The following is an 18,402-nucleotide window of genomic DNA, read 5'->3' as shown; positions in this document are numbered from 1 at the left end:
ATCATGATCTTGCACCGTACTTGCACCGTAATAGTAACCTACAGGTAACCTCCGCACTTGAAAGTGCATTCTTCACAGCCGGACGAAGCCATTCTACAATAATAGATATCGTTTCACATTCAAGGAGGAATGAAGGATGAGTAAAAAGGCTCTTTTTATTATACCCCCGGAACGCTTTAATGAAGATGAATTGTTTAAACCGAAGGAAGCGCTGGAGCAAGCAGGCGTTACCGTTACGCTGGCCAGTACCCAAACAGGCGAAATTACCGGTGACTACAATGGGAAAGCAACCGCGAATCTGGTTATCACAGACGCGGTCCCTGCTGATTATGACGTAGTCGCTGTAATCGGCGGATCAGGCACGAATGATCATCTGTGGAACAACGCGGATCTCCAAGCCCTGCTGAAACAAACGCATGAGCGAAAAATTCTGTTGTCCGGCATCTGCGCAGGCTCTGTAGCCGTGGCTCAAACCGGGCTGCTCTCCGGCAGAACGGCAGCATGCTATCCAGTGGATGTGCAAAAGGATCAGCTCCAGACGCATCAAGTCGAATATGTGACTCAGCATGTGGTTGCGCATAGCGACATCATCACTGCTGATGGCCCGGACGGCGCACAGGAATTTGGCGAAGCCCTCGTTCATGCCTTGCAGTAGGTTCGAGCCGAGCCCCAACATTATAGGTAATACGATCAAGCATTTTCAGGCCCTTTTTTTATTGGACTTGGAGATGCTTTCTTTCTAATACTATAACGTCTCATGGCTCCTGGAACGCCTTTAATTTCCAGCATTCCCTCATAAATCAGGGCTCGAAGCCGATATTCGAAAAATTCATCTCCCATCTGCTGATCCAGGTGTCCCATAACTTCTCCGATCACTCTTGCTGATTTGATAAAATCAGGCTGTGCTTGCTGCTTGTGCAACTTATCCACCTTACTCAAAATATAGGCATCATAATAGTTTTCTTCTACATTAACGATGCTTCCATCTTTCCATATACGTAGCACCTCAGGCTTCATCGCCAGCTCACACCATTCTTCCGCCATTCGTTCTCTTTCTTCTGGTGTTAAAGAAATACCCTTGTCCTCTCGACTTAGAATAGCTTGTAGTTTGTCGGCAGGTATCTCGCCTGATCTTAAGCCTGTAGCATCCGGACGTTTAAATACGCGGCTGTAAGCATCTGCCGCATTTTTAATCCGAATATCGTTAGACATATTCCTCAGCAGGTACATGCTCAAACGAAGCCCCACCTGCTCAGGGGCATTGCTCCCCGTCCAGATCGTAATGTCCGCCTGTGCTGGAATAGCAGTAAACTGCTCTAGCAACAGAAAATCATCCCTTTCAGCATCCTCTTCATACTCATCATAAATATGATCTCTGAACCATTCCCGCCGTTGCCTACGCCCCATTTCCTGCTGAAGCTGCCACAATGGGCCGATGGCATAGTTATCCCGAAAAGAAATAACCCGATGTGTATCTTCCCATCCCAGTTGTTTGAGTGCTATTTTCATACTCCCAGCAAAAGAATCGCCAATCACAATATGCACCTGCGTGCCACCCTCGTCAGGCTCCCACCATGAGCGTCTGTTTTGAGTCTCAAGCAAGTAATCATATAACTCTGACACTTGCTCATACAAATCATCTTTAGAAGCTTCGTTCCGTTTCACAGCTTCTGTCACTTGTATGATGTCTATCAGCCATAATCTTTGTTCGCCCGCAGTCATGCTGCGAATTGCCTCCACAAATCCTTTATTCTCCATGACTTTTTCTCCTTTTGCACCTATTTTTCGTGCCGTAGTGTCCAATGGAATTGTCGAATCGGAATAGTCGTGCTATGTTAGAGGAATCGACGTTGTAGCATAGGAGGCTTCTGCCGTGAATATGAAGGGCAAAATCCATTTACATCAAGTAACGTCCGAATCGTTACGACTGGGCGCTTTACTTTCATTAGTAGGGGGTTTTCTGGACACATATACGTTTGTCGGAAGAGATGGTGTGTTCGCCAATGCTCAGACAGGCAATATCGTATTACTGGCTGTCAAAGCCATTCAGGGAAACTGGGGTCAGGCGTTAGCCCATATCCCGCCCCTGATCGCCTTTTCGCTGGGTGTTTTTGTAGCCGAAGGGATTAAGAGAAAATCCACCCACCGTCTGACACCGGACTGGGCCCGTGCCATTCTACTGCTGGAAATTTTCATTTTTTTCATCGTGGGTCTGATTCCGCAGGGGGTTCCCAATACGGTGGTGACGGTGATCGTCTCATTCGTTGCTTCTGTACAAATGACTTCCTTCCGCAAGCTCATTGATGCGCCGTACACTTCCACCGTCAGCACCGGGAACCTCAGATCTGCCACAGAGGCGGTGTATATCGCCATTACGACCAAGGACAGGAATGCTGCCATTCGCGCCATGCGTTACGGTGTCATCCTGATCACCTTTCTGGTCGGGGCTTTTCTGGGAGGGTTTTTGACGTTAGCTATTGGGGATAAAGCCATCTGGGGCGCTGTCGTGGCACTCATTTTTTCTTTTATTTTATTTACGGAAAAAGAACATAAGTGGAAGCTACCCCTGAGCCACTAATCCTGCATTAGCCCTGAATAAACTGTCGCTGGGCGGTTTCAAAAAAGTTCAAAAGGTCTTCACGGGACGAGAATGCTGCCTGAGCCGATTGGTTGCTGCCGCCACCCTTACCCTGAAACGCGCCCAGATGCTCTTTAAAGTATGCTCCGCAGGCAACATGCTGTGTGCCGTTATGCGTCAGAATGATTTTGTTTTCTGCTGTTGTGGCTAATAGTACAAGTAAATCATGTTCAGATGTCAGCTTGGCAGCCATTTGCTGTACTTCCAGAAAGGTTTTTTGTTCAAAAATATGAGCCAGAACCTGCCCCTGAACAGCAGAAAGCAGCTCTGCTGCCTGATACGAAGCATTTTCCTCTTGCAGGATGTCCACTTGCGCCTTGAACTGCTTGTGCTCCTGCTCCCACTTTTCAAAGCGGGTCAAAATATCCTTGCGCCCGGTGTTAAACCTCGCAGATAGCACGTCCAAAATCCGAAGACTTTCGTTAAAATCCTGAAGCGCGCGAAGGCCACATTTAAAATGGATTCTCACCAGCCCCTTTTGCTTCTCCCATTTCAGACATTTGATCATTCCAATTTCCCCGGTTCGGCCGACATGTGTACCGCCGCAAGCATTGTATTCAATACCTTCAATCTCGACAATTCGGATATTCTCCGTTACTTTAGGCATTTTTACAAGTGGAATGTCCTTCAATTGCTCGTTCGTCACTATATAACTTTGGATGCTACGGTTACTATAGATTTGCCGATTCACTTCCTGCTCGATGGCAGATAACTGCGCAGGTGTCAGTTCAGAACAGTTTACATCAATTGTGGCGTACTCTTGTCCCAGATGAAAGCTTTCCGTCTGCGCTCCCAGCAGCTCCCGACAAATCGCCGACAACAAATGCTGTCCACTATGCTGCTGCATATGATCAAATCTGCGCTCCCAATCCAACGTACAAGCTACCTTCTCACCCTCCGGCAAACATTCGACCTGATGCCAAATATCGCCCTCTTCCAGAAAAACATCCACCACCGGAACGCCCTGAATCGTTCCCGTATCACATGGCTGACCCCCTCCATGCGGATAAAAAGCCGTTTCCTCCAGCATAACAAAATATCCGCCGTCTCTTTCCATGCTGCGTGTAATATGAGTCTCCCACTCCGTAAGGGTCGGAGAAGAGTAATATAGTTTTGTCGTCATTCAAGGTTCCTCACTTTGGATTTCAATTTTTAAAAAACATCTCCATTTTTTGAATGAAGGCCTTTGCGGCTGGACTTACATATTTATCTACACGATAAAACATTTCTAAATGTCGGGTAGGTGCATGCTCGATCGGAATAGCACGAACCCCCAAGGACCCGAAGCTTTCAATCAGTTGGCTCGGCTGAATCGTAGCTCCTATGCCTTCTTTCACCAGTTGAAACAGGGACGTGGCTGATCCTGTTTCCATCAAAGGATGGATCAAAATGCCTTGATCTTCACACCAACGATCCACCAGGTCACGCCCGACAAATCCTTTGGGAAACATCACTAAAGGCACTTTGGCCAAATCTTCCGGTACCACCATATCTCTGTCTGCTAAATCATGTTCTGTATTCACATACAAGCTGTGCGTTTCTGTATAAAAAGGAATCCGGTGCAAACGATGATCCGAATGAATCCCCAAGCCTACTCCAATATCCACTTTATTATCAAGCACTTCATTGTAAATATCAATCGAGGGAATGACCTGAACCTTCGTATGAGGAAACTCCTTGTGAAAGCTGATCAGTACAGGAGTCAGCCGATAATCCAGGTCAGAGGGCAGAACCGCAACACGCAAATGACCGGTATGGAGATGGGTCAGATCAGATATGGCGTTTTTTGCATTTTCCAATTGCTGAATGACTTGTGAAGCGTAGTGCTCCAGAAGCTCGCCTGCTTCCGTCTTTACGGTTTTCTTGCCGATACGGTCAAACAAAGGGACTCCCACCTCATCCTCTAATACCCGTATTTGCTGACTCAGCGTAGGTTGCGAAATCCCCAGCTTGTAGGCAGCCTCGGAAAAATGCAGCTCTTTGCACAATCGGAGAAAATATTGCAATTGCCGAATTTCCATGGAATCTCGCCTCCAAATCATAGCTTATAACTATTGTTTATATAGAATAAATAGTATTGATCTATTATAGAACGAAATCTACAATGAGTTCAATGTTAAAGAAAAGAGGTGTTTTGTATGCGTTTGGTGTATCTCATCCTGATTATATTTTTTATCTCCTTAAATTTAAGACCCTCCATTACTTCCGTCGGGCCTTTACTGGATATCATTCAAGCTCATTTGGGATTAAGCGGGGTGACTGCCAGTTTAATTACGGCGCTGCCTATTTTCTGTATGGGCCTCTTCTCTCTCTCATCTATCTGGCTCCAGCGTCGCTTAGGTGTTGAAAGATCTTTGCTTGCAGCCATGCTGTTGATCCTCATAGCCACGTTCCTGCGCATGTTCGTTCATCATACTTCCTTCCTGCTCGCTACCGCTGTATTCTCTGGAATAGGTATCGGAATCGCAGGCCCCTTGGTTGCGGGGTTTATCAAAAAATATTTTCCCGAGAAACCAGGGTTAACCGGGCTTTATTCCGTTTCCATGGTAATCGGAGCAGCCGTTGCATCCAGCTTTTCTGTGCCACTTTTCCGACAAATGGACTCTTGGCAGCACGCTCTAAGCTTCTGGAGCATTTTAGCGGTTCCCGCTGTGTTACTCCTTCTCCCCCTGCTCCAAAAAAGAGAAGCTCCTGCAAAAAACCTGCGGAGTTCGTCTTTCTTGATCAGGAATAAACGGGTATATTTATTTACTTTATTTTTTGGCTGTATGGCGGCTATTTTTTACGCTGTGACTGCTTGGTTGGCCCCCATCGCGCAAGCTGCAGGTTTAGACCATGCTCAAGCCGGTATGGTGCTTACCCTATTTACCTTGATTCAAATCCCGGTAAGCTTTTCCATCCCTCTTCTTGCTGGTAAATCTGGAAACAGAACAACATGGCTGCTTCTATGTGGCATATCTGAATTGATCGGCATTGTCCTGCTGATGATACACTCTTCTCCCTGGGTAGCTGCTATTTTCCTGGGCATTGGAGCTGGTGGACTGTTTCCTTTAGCGCTACTTATTCCAATCGAAGAAGCAGCGCATACAGAAGAAGCCACCTCATGGTCTGCCATGATGCAATTTGGAGGATATTTGCTAGGTTCTCTGGGACCTGCCTTGATCGGTCTGAGCTTCGACCTGTTTCAAACGTTTGTGCCAACCTTGTTCATACTGGCTATGATCATATGTACGATGATGGTGGCGGGCATAAAAATAGGGAACAAATCTAAACTTCCGCTTTCCGATAAAATTTTATAAACTCCGTAAACAAAGAATCTCATCAAAATTTAGCTTGTAATTAAAATATTATTGTATTATGATTAGCCAGCTAACAAAATTTCGAATTGTAATAACTTCCAGTCGAAAGGAGAACCCTATGGATTTTGATTTACGGGATTTGCCCACTCGTGAAACACTTCAAGAATTTTCTATGCGTATTCCCGAGATTGATATCAAAGCCACAGAAGCCATGCTATTCTTTATGCGCGTATCCTCCAGTACTTTTAAAGTTAGCTTTGAGGGCTTTGAACAATTCGGTATATCTCATGGAAAATTTTCGATATTAATTCTCTTGTACCGAAACATGAACATAGGACTGATGGCTACAGAGCTTGCGGAAAAAGTGGGAATAAGCAAACCTACTGTTACCGGACTCATTGACCGCCTAGAGCGCGATGGTTTTGTCATTAGACAAAGTCACCCTTCTGACCGTCGTATGAGCATCGTTAAACTGACTGACCAAGGGACAGAATTGATGGAGCGGCTACTGCCTGTACATTTTACAAGCACCTCCAAGCTGATGAGCCACCTATCCACCGATGAAAAAGAGTTATTGCTGACGTTACTGCAAAAAATAGAACTCGGCATTCCCCAAGCACAAGAAATATATAAAAAAGCGAAACCATAATAACTCTAAAATTTAAATTTTAGTTAGCCGGGTTACTTTTTAATTTTAAAATAAATAATATCTACATACCCTATTATTTATTCTATCTTCATGCCTAAGCTAATTGATTACTTAAAGGAGCGTATTTACTCAATGAATCGCACACAAGTCACCAGTCTCATTATTCCTCTAATTTCTATTGCCTGTCTTATTGGCGGAGGTTTTCTACTTCAAACCAACGGACAAGACCAAGTCAATGCTTCACGATCTGTTAAAGGTACAACACTGAATTCGGACAGCATTCATGTATCCTTTGAACAAGTGGGCGGAAAAATCCTCAGTATTCCAGTAAAAGAGGAAACTCCCGTAAAAAAAGGTACTACTCTTATGACGCTGGACTCCAAAGATGTTGATTTGCAAATTGAACAACTGCGAACGCAAATTGCCCAGTTCAATACACAGATCAGCCAACAGCAAAAATCAATTGACTTAGGTTATGCACGAGCTGTAACTCAAGAAAAGCAGGCACAGCTTGATATTGCGCAATCTCAAGTAACTCAAAGTAAGAGTCACGCGGCATTGCAACGGGCGGAAGCGGCTGAGCGTCAAGCCACAGCAGCGGAAAAGCATGTCAATGATGGTGCTCGACATGAGGATATTCAGCAACAGCGAATTGCAGTAGCCTCCGCAACCAAAAGCGTTCAGACGGCCCAAACTAACTATAATCGTAACAAAGCACTATATGATGCAGGAAGTGTATCCAAAGCTGCATTGGATGATGCCGAGTCATCATTGACTTTAGCTAAAAATCAGTTGAGTCAGCAACAAGAGTCGCTGCAAAAGCTACTCAATGGCGCAACCGCAGAAGAACGAATGCAAGCCAAAGAGCAAACGACACAAGCATCTGTTGCTGTAAAACAAGCAGCGGAAGAAATTCGTGGTGCCCAATTGTCCGTGGATCGTTCCAAAACACAACTGGAAACCATTCAGCAAAGTCGTCAACAGCTAGTAGATCAGAAGCTGGCCGTTGATCTTCTACAGCAACAAAAGGAAACACAGGAAGTCCAGCTTAAAACGCTATTACTCAAAAAAGAACGTCTGGTGTTGAAAGCACCGCAGGATGGCAAGATCACTGCTATCAGTACCAAAGTGGGCGAAAATGTGGGACAAGGGTCTCCTGTTATTACTTTAGAAACCAACGAGTTATACTACGATCTCTACGTGAACGAAGACCAAGTGGGGAAATTTAAAGCCAATAAAGAAATCAAAACCCACATCTCCGCTCTAAATAAGGACCTGCAAGGTACTGTACGCTATGTTACATCTGCACCACAATTCGCTAATGTAAAAATGTCTCGTGAAAAAGGTGAGGCGGATACGGCTACATTCCAAGTACGTGTGTATGTACCAAAAGAGTCCTCTTTGCTACCAGGTATGACAGTTGAGGTGAATACTGATGAAATCTCTTCGTGATGAATGGACGTACCTGGTCCACTCCAAGTATCCGATCATAGCTATCATTTTCCCGCTGATTGCAGTGCTGGGATATTCACTGCTACTCCCAAGCAGCCAAATTAACGAAGCTAACGTAGTCGTGGTGGATCAAGATAACACAGCCTATAGCCGTGAGTTCATCCAGAAAATAGATGCCTCCCCTAATATGAACGTGGCTGAGGTTGTTTCATACAGTGACAACCCTGAACAATATTTTTATCACGAGAAATTTTTAGCTGTTATTTCTCTGCCGAAGGGTTTGGAGGCCAATCACAATCGTTCCCTTTCCAGTCGTGTGGGGCTGATTCTGGATAACACCAATGTGCAATCTATTACTTTGATTCGCACGGCCATGCAGGAAATTAGCGTATCCGAGAATATGGGGCTGTCCGTTCCAGCTATTATGAAAACCGGAATGAATGCAGAACAGGCCCAGGGAGCCCTAAATGGTATTGCTCTGGAAGTACGTTCTCTCTTTAATCCAACCAATGATTATCAGAATACATCAGTGCTTGCATTTACCTGTATGTTTTCTTTTATGATGCTTAATATTAACAGCTTGCCTCTGATTGCCAGACTAAGGGTTTCCCGAAGGCTGGCTGCAGAACTTCAAAATCCGTTCAATATATTGCTGCGTATTCTTCCTTACACGCTGTTTTCGACGGCAGGTTTAATCTTCTCTCTCGGAGTACTTAAAATGTTTGGGGGCAGTCGTTTCGAGGCCAATCCGGTTCTCTTTATCATTCCGGTTGTTCTGTATGTATTCGGTACAGTTTGTCTCAATATTCTGGTAGCATGGGGAGCCGCACATCCGGGAGTAGCCATCGGCAGAATGGTTATTGTACTCATGCCTGCTTTTGTGCTCTCGGGAGCCGTTCTTTCAAGATCGTTATTTCCGTCTTTAGCGATCCAAATCGGTGATTTCTTTCCATTTGCATGGCTGTACAAATTCGTGCGCTCGATGGGACTGCGTGGTGCGCCTTTACAAGAAATGCTTCCCGAACTTGGATCACTGTTACTATATGTCGGTGTACTCTCCATGCTGGTTATAGCCAGAGCGCTGTGGGAAAAGCAAAAGCTGGCCAAAAATGCTACAGGCGATGCTCCTGGAATGGGGGCAGCTCATTCCGCTGGTCCAACTAGCACGCCTGGCGGCGGGATCTCTGTTCAAGGAGGAGCTACAGTGCCTATACACGAGCCAATAAAAGGGTAGCTATCCCCAGTTCATACTTAAATAAAAAGCACCTTTGAAATCACTATAAAAGTGGTTTTGAAGGTGCTTTGGGATAGCTCTTTCAAGTTTACTTATATGCTCGACCTAATTGATAGGCGTGCTCCAGCAGACCTTCAATGTATTCTTTCGATTCGGACAAGGTATCGTAGAAGAACTCAACTCTGGACTCTCTTACTCTCGCGTAAACAGCAATCACTTTGTTCAAATAATTAGTAACTATATCGTGGTATTCATACTTGATCAAATGTTCTTTCGTTCCTCCCGCCAAGCACAGCCACAAGACCTGTTTTGTCTTGAACTCCTCAAGTAAACCTATGTTCCACACTTTATCCAGGTACCCTTTTAGCATGGAAGGAACACTGTACCACCATAGAGGAAACACAAAGACCAGAGCATCCGCAGCAGCAATTCTGTCCATCTCTCTCCGTGTTTCAGGAGCATATTGTTTATGAGGCGTATTCCAATCCAGCTCATCTGCCGCGCTATATACCGGATTAAACCCATCCCGATACAAGTCCAAAATATCTACCTCGTGCTTATTCTCCTTCAATCCCTCTACAAAACGATTCATGGCTGCAAGGGTAAGTGAATCTTCTCTAGGATGCGTAACGACCAATAGAACTTTCATGTTATCCGTAACCTTCTTTCTCCTCGTGATTGGTGTACCCTGTCTACAGATGCTATTATGGTTGATATATATGAAAGTGTGAAGTACGCACTTCAATGTACCGTAGGTACTTTAAGGTTCCTTAGTGCTTTTTTTGCACTACAGATCCGAGGGGAGAAAAACAAATGAAAGATAACGCCAAAACATATATGCACGGGATTGAAGCGACCTTGGAGGTCATCGGCGGGAAATGGAAAGCCACCATCCTGTATCATTTAACCAACGGCAGAAAACGTACATATGAACTCCGTCAGCTCATTCCAAAAATCACCCAAAAAGTGCTTACCCAACAGCTTAGAGAGCTGGAAAAGGACGAGATCATCCACCGCATTATCTATAACCAGGTCCCACCCAAAGTAGAGTATGAGCTTAGTGAATACGGATGGGATTTTAAAGATCTGCTCGATCGTTTTTGCTTATGGGGAGAAGAACACTTAGACAGGGTTTATGGTGATAAAACAACGGTGCTGGAGGAATATTCTGTGGAAGAGCCTTGTGTGGAAAAAAGTAAAGCAGAATGAACGGCCTTTTCGCCATCGCTTCATCTGCTATCCGCCTAAATACAAAACAGTCCCAATGAAGAGTTCCTTCAATGGGGCTGTTTGTATTACTTGCATGCCTTCATTCTACAAGGATCGAAACTGCACTATACACTAATAACAAAGCCATTATTATATTAAACTGACTTCTATACTTAGATAAGAACTTTTGAAAAACGGAGCCAAACACACTCCAACAGAATGTACTCATAAAACCAACAAAAGCTAGAAATAACGAATACATCATCAAGCTGAAATTTGAATGGTGATATGGAAGGATGAAGGTTGATATAGCAGTGATACCATATAAAATTCCTTTCGGATTGATAAATTGTAAAAGCATACCTGTTAGAAAACTGTTATTCTTGCCCCCATCATTATCTTTACCATTATCTTTACTCATAATTATTTTTACAGCCAGATATAGCATATAGGCTGCACCCAGGATCGTCATCACAAATTGAATTTTGGGAATGAAATTTTCAAGCAACAAATTAAAATAACTACTCAATAACATGATTACAAAGAAACCTGCACCTACTCCTGAACAAAATCCAATTGTCTTTTTAAGTCCGTATTTATTAGCAAATAGCATGGCCATAATGTTATTGGGGCCTGGCGTAAAGCTGGTAACAAACACATATAACAAAAACGATAATAAAGGCACTTTGGAACCCCCTCTTTGATGTATGCTATAATGTCCAAAAAGAACAATATAACGTCTTACGTTTTATTGTACAATACAGACGTTATATTGTACACAAGTACAGGAGGTATTTATGGAGACGATCAATCTGATCATTGCCAAAAACTTAAAAGCCTTTAGAGAGAATAAGAAATTAAGTCTGGAAAGGGTCGCAGAACTCACCGGAGTAAGTAAAACGATGATCGGTCAAATTGAAAGAGGCGAATCCAGTCCTACGATTACAACGATTTGGAAAATAGCCAATGGATTAAAGATTTCTTTTACTTCATTAATAAATAATCCACAGCCAGATACAAAAGTGATTTTAGGAAGTGAAATTCAAATATTAACAGAAGACAACGGAAAATATCGCGCCTATCCCCACTTCCCCTTCGAAGATGATAGACGCTTTGAAGTTTATTCAATCGAGATAGAACAAAACGGCTTCCTAAGTTCCAATTCGCACGGAGAGGGAACGGAGGAGTTCTTAACTGTCTTTGATGGAGAATTAACTGTCCGTGTAAATAACCTTGAATATACAATAAGAAGTGGTGATTCCATCCGTTTCAAAGCGGACAGACCCCATACCTATCATAATTCAGGTGAAACATTAACTCGATTAAGTTTGGTCATATACTATCCAATGTAAAACTTATCCGTTCACCAATTGCATAATCCAGTCTTTTATATCAACGATTCGCAGTGTTCTGGGCCGTGTATTCGTTCCGGAAATAATTAATGGGACAAGGGAATCTTTTTCATGTAGCGAACCATGAGCCCCTCCTCCGATGTGGGTAGGAGAACTTTCACCAACGAGTTCATATCCGGGTTGGACCGTGACGACAACGTATTTTCCTTCATGAGAATACATGGCCCCGTATAACCTCGCCAAAACGTCAGGATATTTTCCGTACTTGATCCGGCTGTTATTTATCGTAATATCCACAAGGTCCTTTTCGCCCGATAATGTCCATGATTGTCCATATTCATCGGTGAATTTTCCACCGGGACGATAATAAAACATGGAACTATTTTTCCCTCCTGTAACACGAATATTATTTTTATCGTCTTTCATTGCGATGATATCGAGCTTTTCCTCTTTTTGTAAGCGCTTCACTACATCGGATAACTCGACGTTATCATTAATCGCATAAACATAAGCCATTCGTTCATTCGTGGAAATGACAATTTGATCTTCTTTTTTTACTGATTGATTTAATTTTGCTATGCGGTAATGGTTTAACAGCGGCTCTATCTCAACAGTCGCTACCTGTCGATCATCATAAACAGCGCTTTGCGCACTGTCCCCCATGACAATCCATATAGCATTTTTTACAGCCTGTTCCCACGAACCGTATGCGTTAAGCACGGTTTGCAGCGCTTGATCCGCTTTTTCAATTCCCTCCAGCTGAGTCGGGCCTTTTTTATGCACCGAACTATCATTTTCTGGAAAGTATGCGATGGTTACGCTTGGAAGTTTTTTTTGATTGATTAGAAAAGCAGTATCTTTCGCGGAAAACTCGTCATTCATCCCGAATTTTTTCCACGGAGGAGTATTCCAGCTATTCTTTGGATCCAGTTGTGCAAAAGTTGCATAGGAAAACCATTTAGGTCCTGTTATTCTCAATTGTTCTGGCACACGGTTGCTGTTCGCTATGAAGCGAGGTACTTTTAAGTCATGTTCCGTTCTTCCTCTAAAAACAATAGCGTTGATTGATGCCGATTCTTTTCCTTTATCGGCCAGCTCTTCGTGAATTGTTTTCGTTTTTTTGTTCAAATGAACTTGATTTAACTGATAAATAGCATCCATAAATACTTGCATTTGATCTATCTTAAAGGCTTCTTTGACACCATTTCCGTAGAAAATCATGCGTTTCCTTGAGTCGCTGTACCACACAAGTCCGGGCACATGATGCCGGTCTGCATACGTCCCCGTTAATAATGTGCTGTCGATCGTCACGGACATCGTGGGAAATGAACTCACAACCTGCGGGAAGTATTGCCCTTTTTTAAGGAGATATTGCATTGCGGGTGCATGGCCTTGTTGAATCGCATCTTGCAATGGCTTTTTCATTAAAGAATCAATCATGATGAATATGACAGGTTTGGCCTTATTATTCACTGGGATATGGGACTTGATGCTTTGTTGATTTAGCTGTTGACTGGAGTCCGCCCTGCAACCGACGATTAGTAAACTTAAACTTAGCACTAGCACAATCGTGATTTTATACTTTATCCCCATTTGTGTATCCCCTTCTTTGAAAAACACAATTCCCTTGATGTTTTTATTTTTGCTTACACTAAAAAAAATTATTCCATGATTTTTTTTGAATAATAGGCCAAATTATCTCTAATGACTCGAATAATTAGAAAGATGGTGAATTCCCATTAACATTCCGTTCTCACCAAGACTTTATCATTGGTTTGTCCGTCCGAAATGGTTTACTAAAAAATATATCCATGATCATGTACATTCCCATTTTTCTTTTGATGGCCAAACTGTACTGGATTTTGGCTGCGGTACTGGGGCAAATTGCTCCATGTTTCACCCGTTGTATTATGTTGGGATTGATCCTGACGCCCAACGAATTGATTATGCAAAGCGATTATATAGCCACCATGCATTTCAAGTATTAAATAGTAAGAAGTTCTCATTTGATAATGAGTCGTTCGACTACATACTTATTATCGCTGTGTTACACCACATTTCTTCGGATGAAATATCAAGTTACATGAAGGAATTTCAAAGAATTCTAAAGCCTAACGGAACCATTGTCGTTATGGAGCCCTGTTTATCCAAGAAAAAACCGCTATGTAACTTGTTTATGAAATGGTACGACAACGGGGAGTATATTCGTAATGAAAAAGAATATATTCGATTGTTTAGAGATCAGAATTATGATTGTAGGGTCATAAAACGATTCCGAAAATGTTTTTTATATCACGAGTTATTTTTTTCAGTAAAACCAAAATCATCAATGGAAGGGGAATTAAACGATGACTACTACAAACACAAATGGATACTCGATGCACTATATTGATTCCGGAAAAGGAATCGCCATCCTCTTCATTCACCCTCCGGTACTCACAAGCTTAAATTTCACATACCAAATCCAAGGGCTATCGCCTCATTTTCGAACGATTGCTTTTGACATCAGAGGACACGGTAAGAGTCAGCCTTCCGAACAGACGGTTACTTACCCTCTAATCGCTCAGGATATTAAACAGTTGATGGACCGGATGAGCATTGATAAAGTTTTTTTGTGTGGATATTCTACCGGAGGCTCGATAGTGCTTGAATTTCTCCTAACTTATCCGGATCGGGCATGGGGAGGCATCGTTATCAGTGGAATGTCGGAAGTAAACGAATGGCGACTAAGAAACAAAATTTCTGTGGGCATTGCTCTCTCCAAAATCGGAGCAGTCGGTACGATTGCGATTTCTAATGCTTGGTCGCAAACTAAACAATTTTCTTTATTCCGTGAGCTATTCAACGATGCGAAACAGGGAAATCCCAGAAATGTCGAACAATATTACCGGTATAGCTTGAAGTACAACTGCACCTCTCGGCTCGGGGAAATTCATCTTCCTGTCCTGCTTGTTTATGGGGAAGATGATAAGCTCTTTCATCCTTATGCCAAATTGTTACATCAACAATTGCGGAATAGTGAACTTGTTTTCATAAAAAAAGTCGATCACCGACTTCCTACGAAGGCCGCCGGACCTTTGAACGAACTGATCAAGCAGTTCGTAGAACACTTCAGCCTTTAAGGCAAACCCTACAGGATAATTCCACGTACACCTATGCATCCGAATCTAAAAATAATGTTTATACAATGTAAATATACATATTATACTAAAATCATATATAGTTTAGATAGGATGGATATGTTTCTGCTTCTAAATCTGAAGGGGTGTAAAATGAAATGCTAAAGCGTATTCAAAATCTTTTTGTTATCCCTAACTACCCGCTATTCATGATCTGTATGCTATTGCAAGGTATGGCCATATCGATCAGCGCACCTTTTTTGGCTGTATATTTTACAACTACACTTGGCGTATCTGTTGGAACCTTTGGTGTTTTTACAGCTGTGACTTTGATTTGTGGTATATGGTTAAGCTCTCTGATTGCCAAACGTTCTGATACTGGATTGGATCGCAAACAAATTTTAGTGATTTGTACGTTATTTAATGCGATAGCATTTGCAGGATATCTTGTCATACAAAATTTTTATGTACTTTTTGTATATATGACTGTCTTCACAGGAATGGGAGCACCTGGAATGCCGCAGTTATTTGCTAGTGCACGTGAAGCGGTTGATCGCAGTGAAGCAGCAGATCATTCCTTTGCCAATTCAACACTTCGTTCTATGTTTTCCCTTGGTTTTATCACGGGGCCGCTCTTTGGGTCTTTCCTGATTGCACATACCGGTTTTAAAGGTATCTTTATAGGGACGACTTCTATTTTTATACTTATAGCTATTCTTCTATTCTGTTTTATTAAGCAATCCCCATCTCAGCTCAAAAGTAAGAATCAACCTTTACTCCATCACATAACATTGCATAAAAACATTGAAATTCTGATACCATTCTCAGTTCTCACTCTGCTCTATGTGTCTCACTGGATGAACAGTTTAAATATTTCCTTGTTTATCATTCATAATTTAAAAGGAGACATGAGTGACGTTGCTCTAGTATCCAGTATTTGCGCGGTTTTAGAAATACCTTTGATGATCATGTTGGGCATACTTGCTGCTAAATACTCCAACCGTCTGCTTGTATTTTGGGGAGCTATAACAGGGGTCGTCTATTATCTCCTCGTCCTTATGTCTACGGAGATGTGGCAGTTATTAGTGGGACAGCTTCTTCTAGCCTTCTTTGTTGCAGTGATTTCGGCCATTGGCATCAGCTACATGCAGGATTTGTTGCCCTCTCTTCCTGGATACGCATCGACGCTGTATTCCAATGCGACAACCATCGGAAGACTGGTGGGGAGCTTGATGGGCGGATTAACCGCTCAATGGATGGGTTACCGAAACACCTATTGGGTGTGTTTGGCCCTGATCCTCTGCTCCCTTGGTCTTCTGGCGATTTCAAAAAAATTAGAGTTTGAAAAATCGGCTGCTCTACAAGAAAGGAATCACAGTCTATAGTCTGGCACCTTATTTTTCTATTGTGGAGAAATGACTCATAATGGTATCTGCCGCATGTCTGTACCCGCCAGCCTGACGTAATGATTCGCCAATCACATGGGCCTGCTGTTTATAGGTTGAATGATTCAAAACCTCTAATAAGGCAGCTCTCAAAGTAGCGGGTGTAAGCTCTTTTTTATCCACAACAACACCCGCTCCCAGCTCCTGCACCCGATTAGCGACGATGGGCTGATCTGATGTTAAAGGAATCATGACCTGCGGCACATTGTAATACAGGGCTTCACTTGTACTATTCATCCCCGCATGTGTAATAAAAGCGTCTACATGCTGCAGCATTTCCAGTTGCGGAATATAGGGCTTGACAATAAAATTGTCAGGGATACATTTTGCCAATGGCTCCATATCTGTATAATTGCCTGAAGACAGCACAAACTGCACAGGCAAATCGCGAAATGCTGCAAAACAAAGCTTATAAAATTCCAAGTCTTTATTCAAAATAGTACCCATTGAAATGTAAACCGCCTGTGGATGCAGAACACGAAGTTGTTCGAACGGGAAAGATGGAGCATCTTTACGCGGTACAATAGAAGGACCTGTAAAAATAAAACTGTGATCCAGTTTTTCGGCTTGCGGTTGAAAGTAGCGGCTTGTGTAAACTATTTTTAAGCTTCCGACATGAGGAGCGATCTTGTCCATAGCCGGAGCGGCTACCTGAAGCTCATTAGCTAATTGATGCGTTATTTGCATCGTAGCCGTGTACAACTTTTTCACCTCCGGATCATTCTCATCCATGCCTTGCCCCGACCCCAGAGGCTCTACGAAAGCAAAAGAAGCGATAGAGCATATAGCAGGAATCCCCAGCTTCTCTGCAATAATCGTGCCTCCCCAGCCCATCAAAGAGTCAAAAATTAAATAATCATAAGTCCTGTTTTCTATAACTCTCAAAACCTCTGGAATAATCGGAAGAATCATACCTCTAACCATCATGTACACAAATTGATAATGATGTTTGTATTCTGCTGGCTTTAAATCAGAGTCTTTAGAAAAAGCATCATCAATAAAAGGGTAGGTTATCAGTTTTGCTCCCGTTTGTTGAATTCTCGTACGATATTCCTCCGTACACACATAATCCACTTCCTCACCACTGTCTACCAACCTTTTAACTAATCCTAATGTCGGATTAACATGACCTTCAGCTGGCGTGATCACTACTAACACACGTGCCATACCTTACACCTCCAACATAATAATAGATTTTAATTCGCAATAAATGTAAGGCTAGAAAGATAAAAATACATCTCTCACTTAATATATCTAGTATTTACCATAAAAACAAGTATTTTAACTATCGAGAGAAATAGAGCGATCAACAACATAATTGCAAAACACACAAATAAGCGAGGCTATTCGCTTGAAGCGAATACCCCGCTTATACATTGAACATCACATTTGAACGAAGCCGATTTATCTATTCAACTGTGGATTCCAATGATCTGTCCCGCTCAGAACAGCTTCAACTGTGTACTGGCTTGCTTCATCAGCAGTAAGCTGTTTGGCCCAAGGTACACGCCCGCTACTTCCTGCACCTGGCCCAAAGTTATCGAACTCTCCAAATCTTGCGGTCTGCTCATTGGATTCCTTGCCCCAATTGTTCCAGCCGCCCGGCTTGTTCTCTTCTGTTGAAGCTGCTGTCACATATCCAGCACGCAGGCTGTGTATGATCGAATTATCAAACACAACAGGTGAATTGCCAAATATAAAATCTACACTGCCACTGATGTAGCTGTCATTAAAATATTGTCTGCCACGGTTCACCAATAACGTATCCTGTAGTCCGGTAATCCTGACATTGTGATACTTACCACGATCACCTTCAGCATATAACGCCACAGCCTGCACCTGCCCGGTTCCTTCTGTATTGGCAACCGTCACATTCTCCACTTTAATAAAATCTTTAAAAAAATAACCGGGCTCTCCCCTCTTCAGTACCGCAAGCAGGTTCGGTAGATATTCAGTGTAAAGAATCAGACACCGATTTTATATATCTGCTTTTGTCTTGTTTTTC

At 42.8% G+C, this 18,402-nt stretch carries 18 protein-coding genes and 2 pseudogenes; 12 read left to right on the top strand and 8 right to left on the bottom strand.

Going from position 1 to position 18,402, the window contains the following annotated elements; all coding sequences use genetic code 11:
* The first annotated feature begins 136 nt into the window (after nt 1–136).
* Nucleotides 137–655, top strand: a complete 519-nt coding sequence (locus E0698_RS09270; RefSeq protein ID WP_192511371.1) for a DJ-1/PfpI family protein — start codon at nt 137–139, stop codon at nt 653–655.
* Between the two features lie 35 nt (nt 656–690).
* Here the strand turns inward: E0698_RS09270 and E0698_RS09265 are convergent, their stop codons facing one another.
* Entirely contained in the window at nt 691–1,758 is a 1,068-nt protein-coding gene (locus E0698_RS09265; protein WP_192511370.1) for a DUF1835 domain-containing protein, read from the bottom strand.
* 115 nt (nt 1,759–1,873) lie between these two features.
* Here E0698_RS09265 and E0698_RS09260 point away from each other — a divergent pair, with 115 nt between their 5' ends.
* Nucleotides 1,874–2,578 carry a DUF1275 family protein gene (locus E0698_RS09260; RefSeq protein WP_192511369.1) on the top strand — a complete coding sequence of 235 codons (705 nt, stop codon included), beginning with the start codon at nt 1,874–1,876 and terminating at the stop codon, nt 2,576–2,578.
* A gap of 7 nt (nt 2,579–2,585) precedes the next feature.
* Here the strand turns inward: E0698_RS09260 and E0698_RS09255 are convergent, their stop codons facing one another.
* Nucleotides 2,586–3,761, bottom strand: a complete 1,176-nt coding sequence (locus E0698_RS09255; protein WP_192511368.1) for an alanyl-tRNA editing protein — start codon at nt 3,759–3,761, stop codon at nt 2,586–2,588.
* A 22-nt stretch (nt 3,762–3,783) separates the two neighbouring features.
* A complete protein-coding gene (locus E0698_RS09250; protein WP_192511367.1) occupies nt 3,784–4,659 on the bottom strand; it encodes a LysR substrate-binding domain-containing protein in 876 nt (291 codons plus the stop codon).
* A gap of 117 nt (nt 4,660–4,776) precedes the next feature.
* Between E0698_RS09250 and E0698_RS09245 the strand changes: the two genes are divergently transcribed.
* The 4 genes from E0698_RS09245 (at nt 4,777) to E0698_RS09230 (ending at nt 9,272) form a co-directional block, all read left to right on the top strand.
* Nucleotides 4,777–5,937, top strand: coding sequence for an MFS transporter (locus E0698_RS09245; RefSeq protein WP_192511366.1), 1,161 nt, complete (start codon nt 4,777–4,779; stop codon nt 5,935–5,937).
* A 118-nt stretch (nt 5,938–6,055) separates the two neighbouring features.
* Nucleotides 6,056–6,586, top strand: a complete 531-nt coding sequence (locus E0698_RS09240; protein WP_192511365.1) for a MarR family winged helix-turn-helix transcriptional regulator — start codon at nt 6,056–6,058, stop codon at nt 6,584–6,586.
* A gap of 132 nt (nt 6,587–6,718) precedes the next feature.
* Complete coding sequence (locus tag E0698_RS09235) at nt 6,719–8,038, top strand: HlyD family secretion protein (RefSeq protein ID WP_192511364.1); 1,320 nt, start codon at nt 6,719–6,721, stop codon at nt 8,036–8,038.
* Nucleotides 8,022–9,272, top strand: a complete 1,251-nt coding sequence (locus E0698_RS09230; RefSeq protein WP_192511363.1) for an ABC transporter permease — start codon at nt 8,022–8,024, stop codon at nt 9,270–9,272. Before E0698_RS09235 ends, E0698_RS09230 begins: the two co-directional genes overlap by 17 nt.
* An 88-nt stretch (nt 9,273–9,360) precedes the next feature.
* Here E0698_RS09230 and E0698_RS09225 read toward each other — a convergent pair whose 3' ends face one another.
* Nucleotides 9,361–9,921 carry an NAD(P)H oxidoreductase gene (locus E0698_RS09225; RefSeq protein WP_044644578.1) on the bottom strand — a complete coding sequence of 187 codons (561 nt, stop codon included), beginning with the start codon at nt 9,919–9,921 and terminating at the stop codon, nt 9,361–9,363.
* 164 nt (nt 9,922–10,085) lie between these two features.
* Here E0698_RS09225 and E0698_RS09220 point away from each other — a divergent pair, with 164 nt between their 5' ends.
* Complete coding sequence (locus E0698_RS09220; RefSeq protein WP_192511362.1) at nt 10,086–10,481, top strand: winged helix-turn-helix transcriptional regulator; 396 nt, start codon at nt 10,086–10,088, stop codon at nt 10,479–10,481.
* A gap of 100 nt (nt 10,482–10,581) precedes the next feature.
* Here the strand turns inward: E0698_RS09220 and E0698_RS09215 are convergent, their stop codons facing one another.
* Entirely contained in the window at nt 10,582–11,166 is a 585-nt protein-coding gene (locus tag E0698_RS09215) for a LysE family transporter (protein ID WP_192511361.1), read from the bottom strand.
* Nucleotides 11,167–11,278: 112 nt separating this feature from the next.
* Between E0698_RS09215 and E0698_RS09210 the strand changes: the two genes are divergently transcribed.
* Nucleotides 11,279–11,833 (top strand): helix-turn-helix domain-containing protein, encoded by a 555-nt coding sequence (locus E0698_RS09210; protein ID WP_134912472.1) that lies wholly within the window; start codon nt 11,279–11,281, stop codon nt 11,831–11,833.
* A gap of 3 nt (nt 11,834–11,836) precedes the next feature.
* Here E0698_RS09210 and E0698_RS09205 read toward each other — a convergent pair whose 3' ends face one another.
* Nucleotides 11,837–13,426 (bottom strand): alkaline phosphatase family protein, encoded by a 1,590-nt coding sequence (locus tag E0698_RS09205; RefSeq protein ID WP_192511360.1) that lies wholly within the window; start codon nt 13,424–13,426, stop codon nt 11,837–11,839.
* A 139-nt stretch (nt 13,427–13,565) separates the two neighbouring features.
* Between E0698_RS09205 and E0698_RS09200 the strand changes: the two genes are divergently transcribed.
* The 3 genes from E0698_RS09200 (at nt 13,566) to E0698_RS09190 (ending at nt 16,337) form a co-directional block, all read left to right on the top strand.
* Nucleotides 13,566–14,225 carry a class I SAM-dependent methyltransferase gene (locus E0698_RS09200; RefSeq protein ID WP_337916194.1) on the top strand — a complete coding sequence of 220 codons (660 nt, stop codon included), beginning with the start codon at nt 13,566–13,568 and terminating at the stop codon, nt 14,223–14,225.
* Nucleotides 14,182–14,955 (top strand): alpha/beta fold hydrolase, encoded by a 774-nt coding sequence (locus tag E0698_RS09195; protein WP_192511359.1) that lies wholly within the window; start codon nt 14,182–14,184, stop codon nt 14,953–14,955. Before E0698_RS09200 ends, E0698_RS09195 begins: the two co-directional genes overlap by 44 nt.
* Before the next feature lie 155 nt (nt 14,956–15,110).
* Entirely contained in the window at nt 15,111–16,337 is a 1,227-nt protein-coding gene (locus tag E0698_RS09190) for a sugar efflux transporter (protein WP_192511358.1), read from the top strand.
* Nucleotides 16,338–16,346: 9 nt separating this feature from the next.
* On the opposite strand, the gene E0698_RS09185 is transcribed toward E0698_RS09190, so the two are convergent.
* Both E0698_RS09185 and E0698_RS09180 read right to left on the bottom strand, forming a co-directional pair.
* Complete coding sequence (locus E0698_RS09185; protein ID WP_192511357.1) at nt 16,347–17,564, bottom strand: macrolide family glycosyltransferase; 1,218 nt, start codon at nt 17,562–17,564, stop codon at nt 16,347–16,349.
* A gap of 237 nt (nt 17,565–17,801) precedes the next feature.
* A pseudogene (locus E0698_RS09180) lies at nt 17,802–18,290 on the bottom strand (pectinesterase family protein); the annotation flags it as partial.
* Between E0698_RS09180 and E0698_RS27450 the strand changes: the two are divergent.
* Nucleotides 18,267–18,344, top strand: a pseudogene (locus tag E0698_RS27450) (AraC family transcriptional regulator); the annotation flags it as partial. The pseudogenes E0698_RS09180 and E0698_RS27450 overlap by 24 nt on opposite strands.
* Nucleotides 18,345–18,402: the final 58 nt, after the last annotated feature.

It is taken from the genome of Paenibacillus sp. 23TSA30-6 (genome assembly GCF_014858585.1).
GTDB lineage: Bacteria > Bacillota > Bacilli > Paenibacillales > Paenibacillaceae > Paenibacillus.
This window is presented reverse-complemented; position numbering and strand designations above follow the sequence as displayed.

Excerpts from the sequence above, each read along its gene's own strand:
- E0698_RS09270 (WP_192511371.1), top strand. The coding sequence starts at position 137 with ATGAGTAAAAAGGCTCTTTTTATTATACCCCCGGAACGCTTTAATGAA.
- E0698_RS09265 (WP_192511370.1), bottom strand. The coding sequence starts at position 1,758 with ATGGAGAATAAAGGATTTGTGGAGGCAATTCGCAGCATGACTGCGGGC.
- E0698_RS09255 (WP_192511368.1), bottom strand. The coding sequence starts at position 3,761 with ATGACGACAAAACTATATTACTCTTCTCCGACCCTTACGGAGTGGGAG.
- E0698_RS09250 (WP_192511367.1), bottom strand. The coding sequence starts at position 4,659 with ATGGAAATTCGGCAATTGCAATATTTTCTCCGATTGTGCAAAGAGCTG.
- E0698_RS09245 (WP_192511366.1), top strand. The coding sequence starts at position 4,777 with ATGCGTTTGGTGTATCTCATCCTGATTATATTTTTTATCTCCTTAAAT.
- E0698_RS09240 (WP_192511365.1), top strand. The coding sequence starts at position 6,056 with ATGGATTTTGATTTACGGGATTTGCCCACTCGTGAAACACTTCAAGAA.
- E0698_RS09235 (WP_192511364.1), top strand. The coding sequence starts at position 6,719 with ATGAATCGCACACAAGTCACCAGTCTCATTATTCCTCTAATTTCTATT.
- E0698_RS09230 (WP_192511363.1), top strand. The coding sequence starts at position 8,022 with ATGAAATCTCTTCGTGATGAATGGACGTACCTGGTCCACTCCAAGTAT.
- E0698_RS09225 (WP_044644578.1), bottom strand. The coding sequence starts at position 9,921 with ATGAAAGTTCTATTGGTCGTTACGCATCCTAGAGAAGATTCACTTACC.
- E0698_RS09220 (WP_192511362.1), top strand. The coding sequence starts at position 10,086 with ATGAAAGATAACGCCAAAACATATATGCACGGGATTGAAGCGACCTTG.
- E0698_RS09210 (WP_134912472.1), top strand. The coding sequence starts at position 11,279 with ATGGAGACGATCAATCTGATCATTGCCAAAAACTTAAAAGCCTTTAGA.
- E0698_RS09205 (WP_192511360.1), bottom strand. The coding sequence starts at position 13,426 with ATGGGGATAAAGTATAAAATCACGATTGTGCTAGTGCTAAGTTTAAGT.
- E0698_RS09195 (WP_192511359.1), top strand. The coding sequence starts at position 14,182 with ATGACTACTACAAACACAAATGGATACTCGATGCACTATATTGATTCC.
- E0698_RS09190 (WP_192511358.1), top strand. The coding sequence starts at position 15,111 with ATGCTAAAGCGTATTCAAAATCTTTTTGTTATCCCTAACTACCCGCTA.
- E0698_RS09185 (WP_192511357.1), bottom strand. The coding sequence starts at position 17,564 with ATGGCACGTGTGTTAGTAGTGATCACGCCAGCTGAAGGTCATGTTAAT.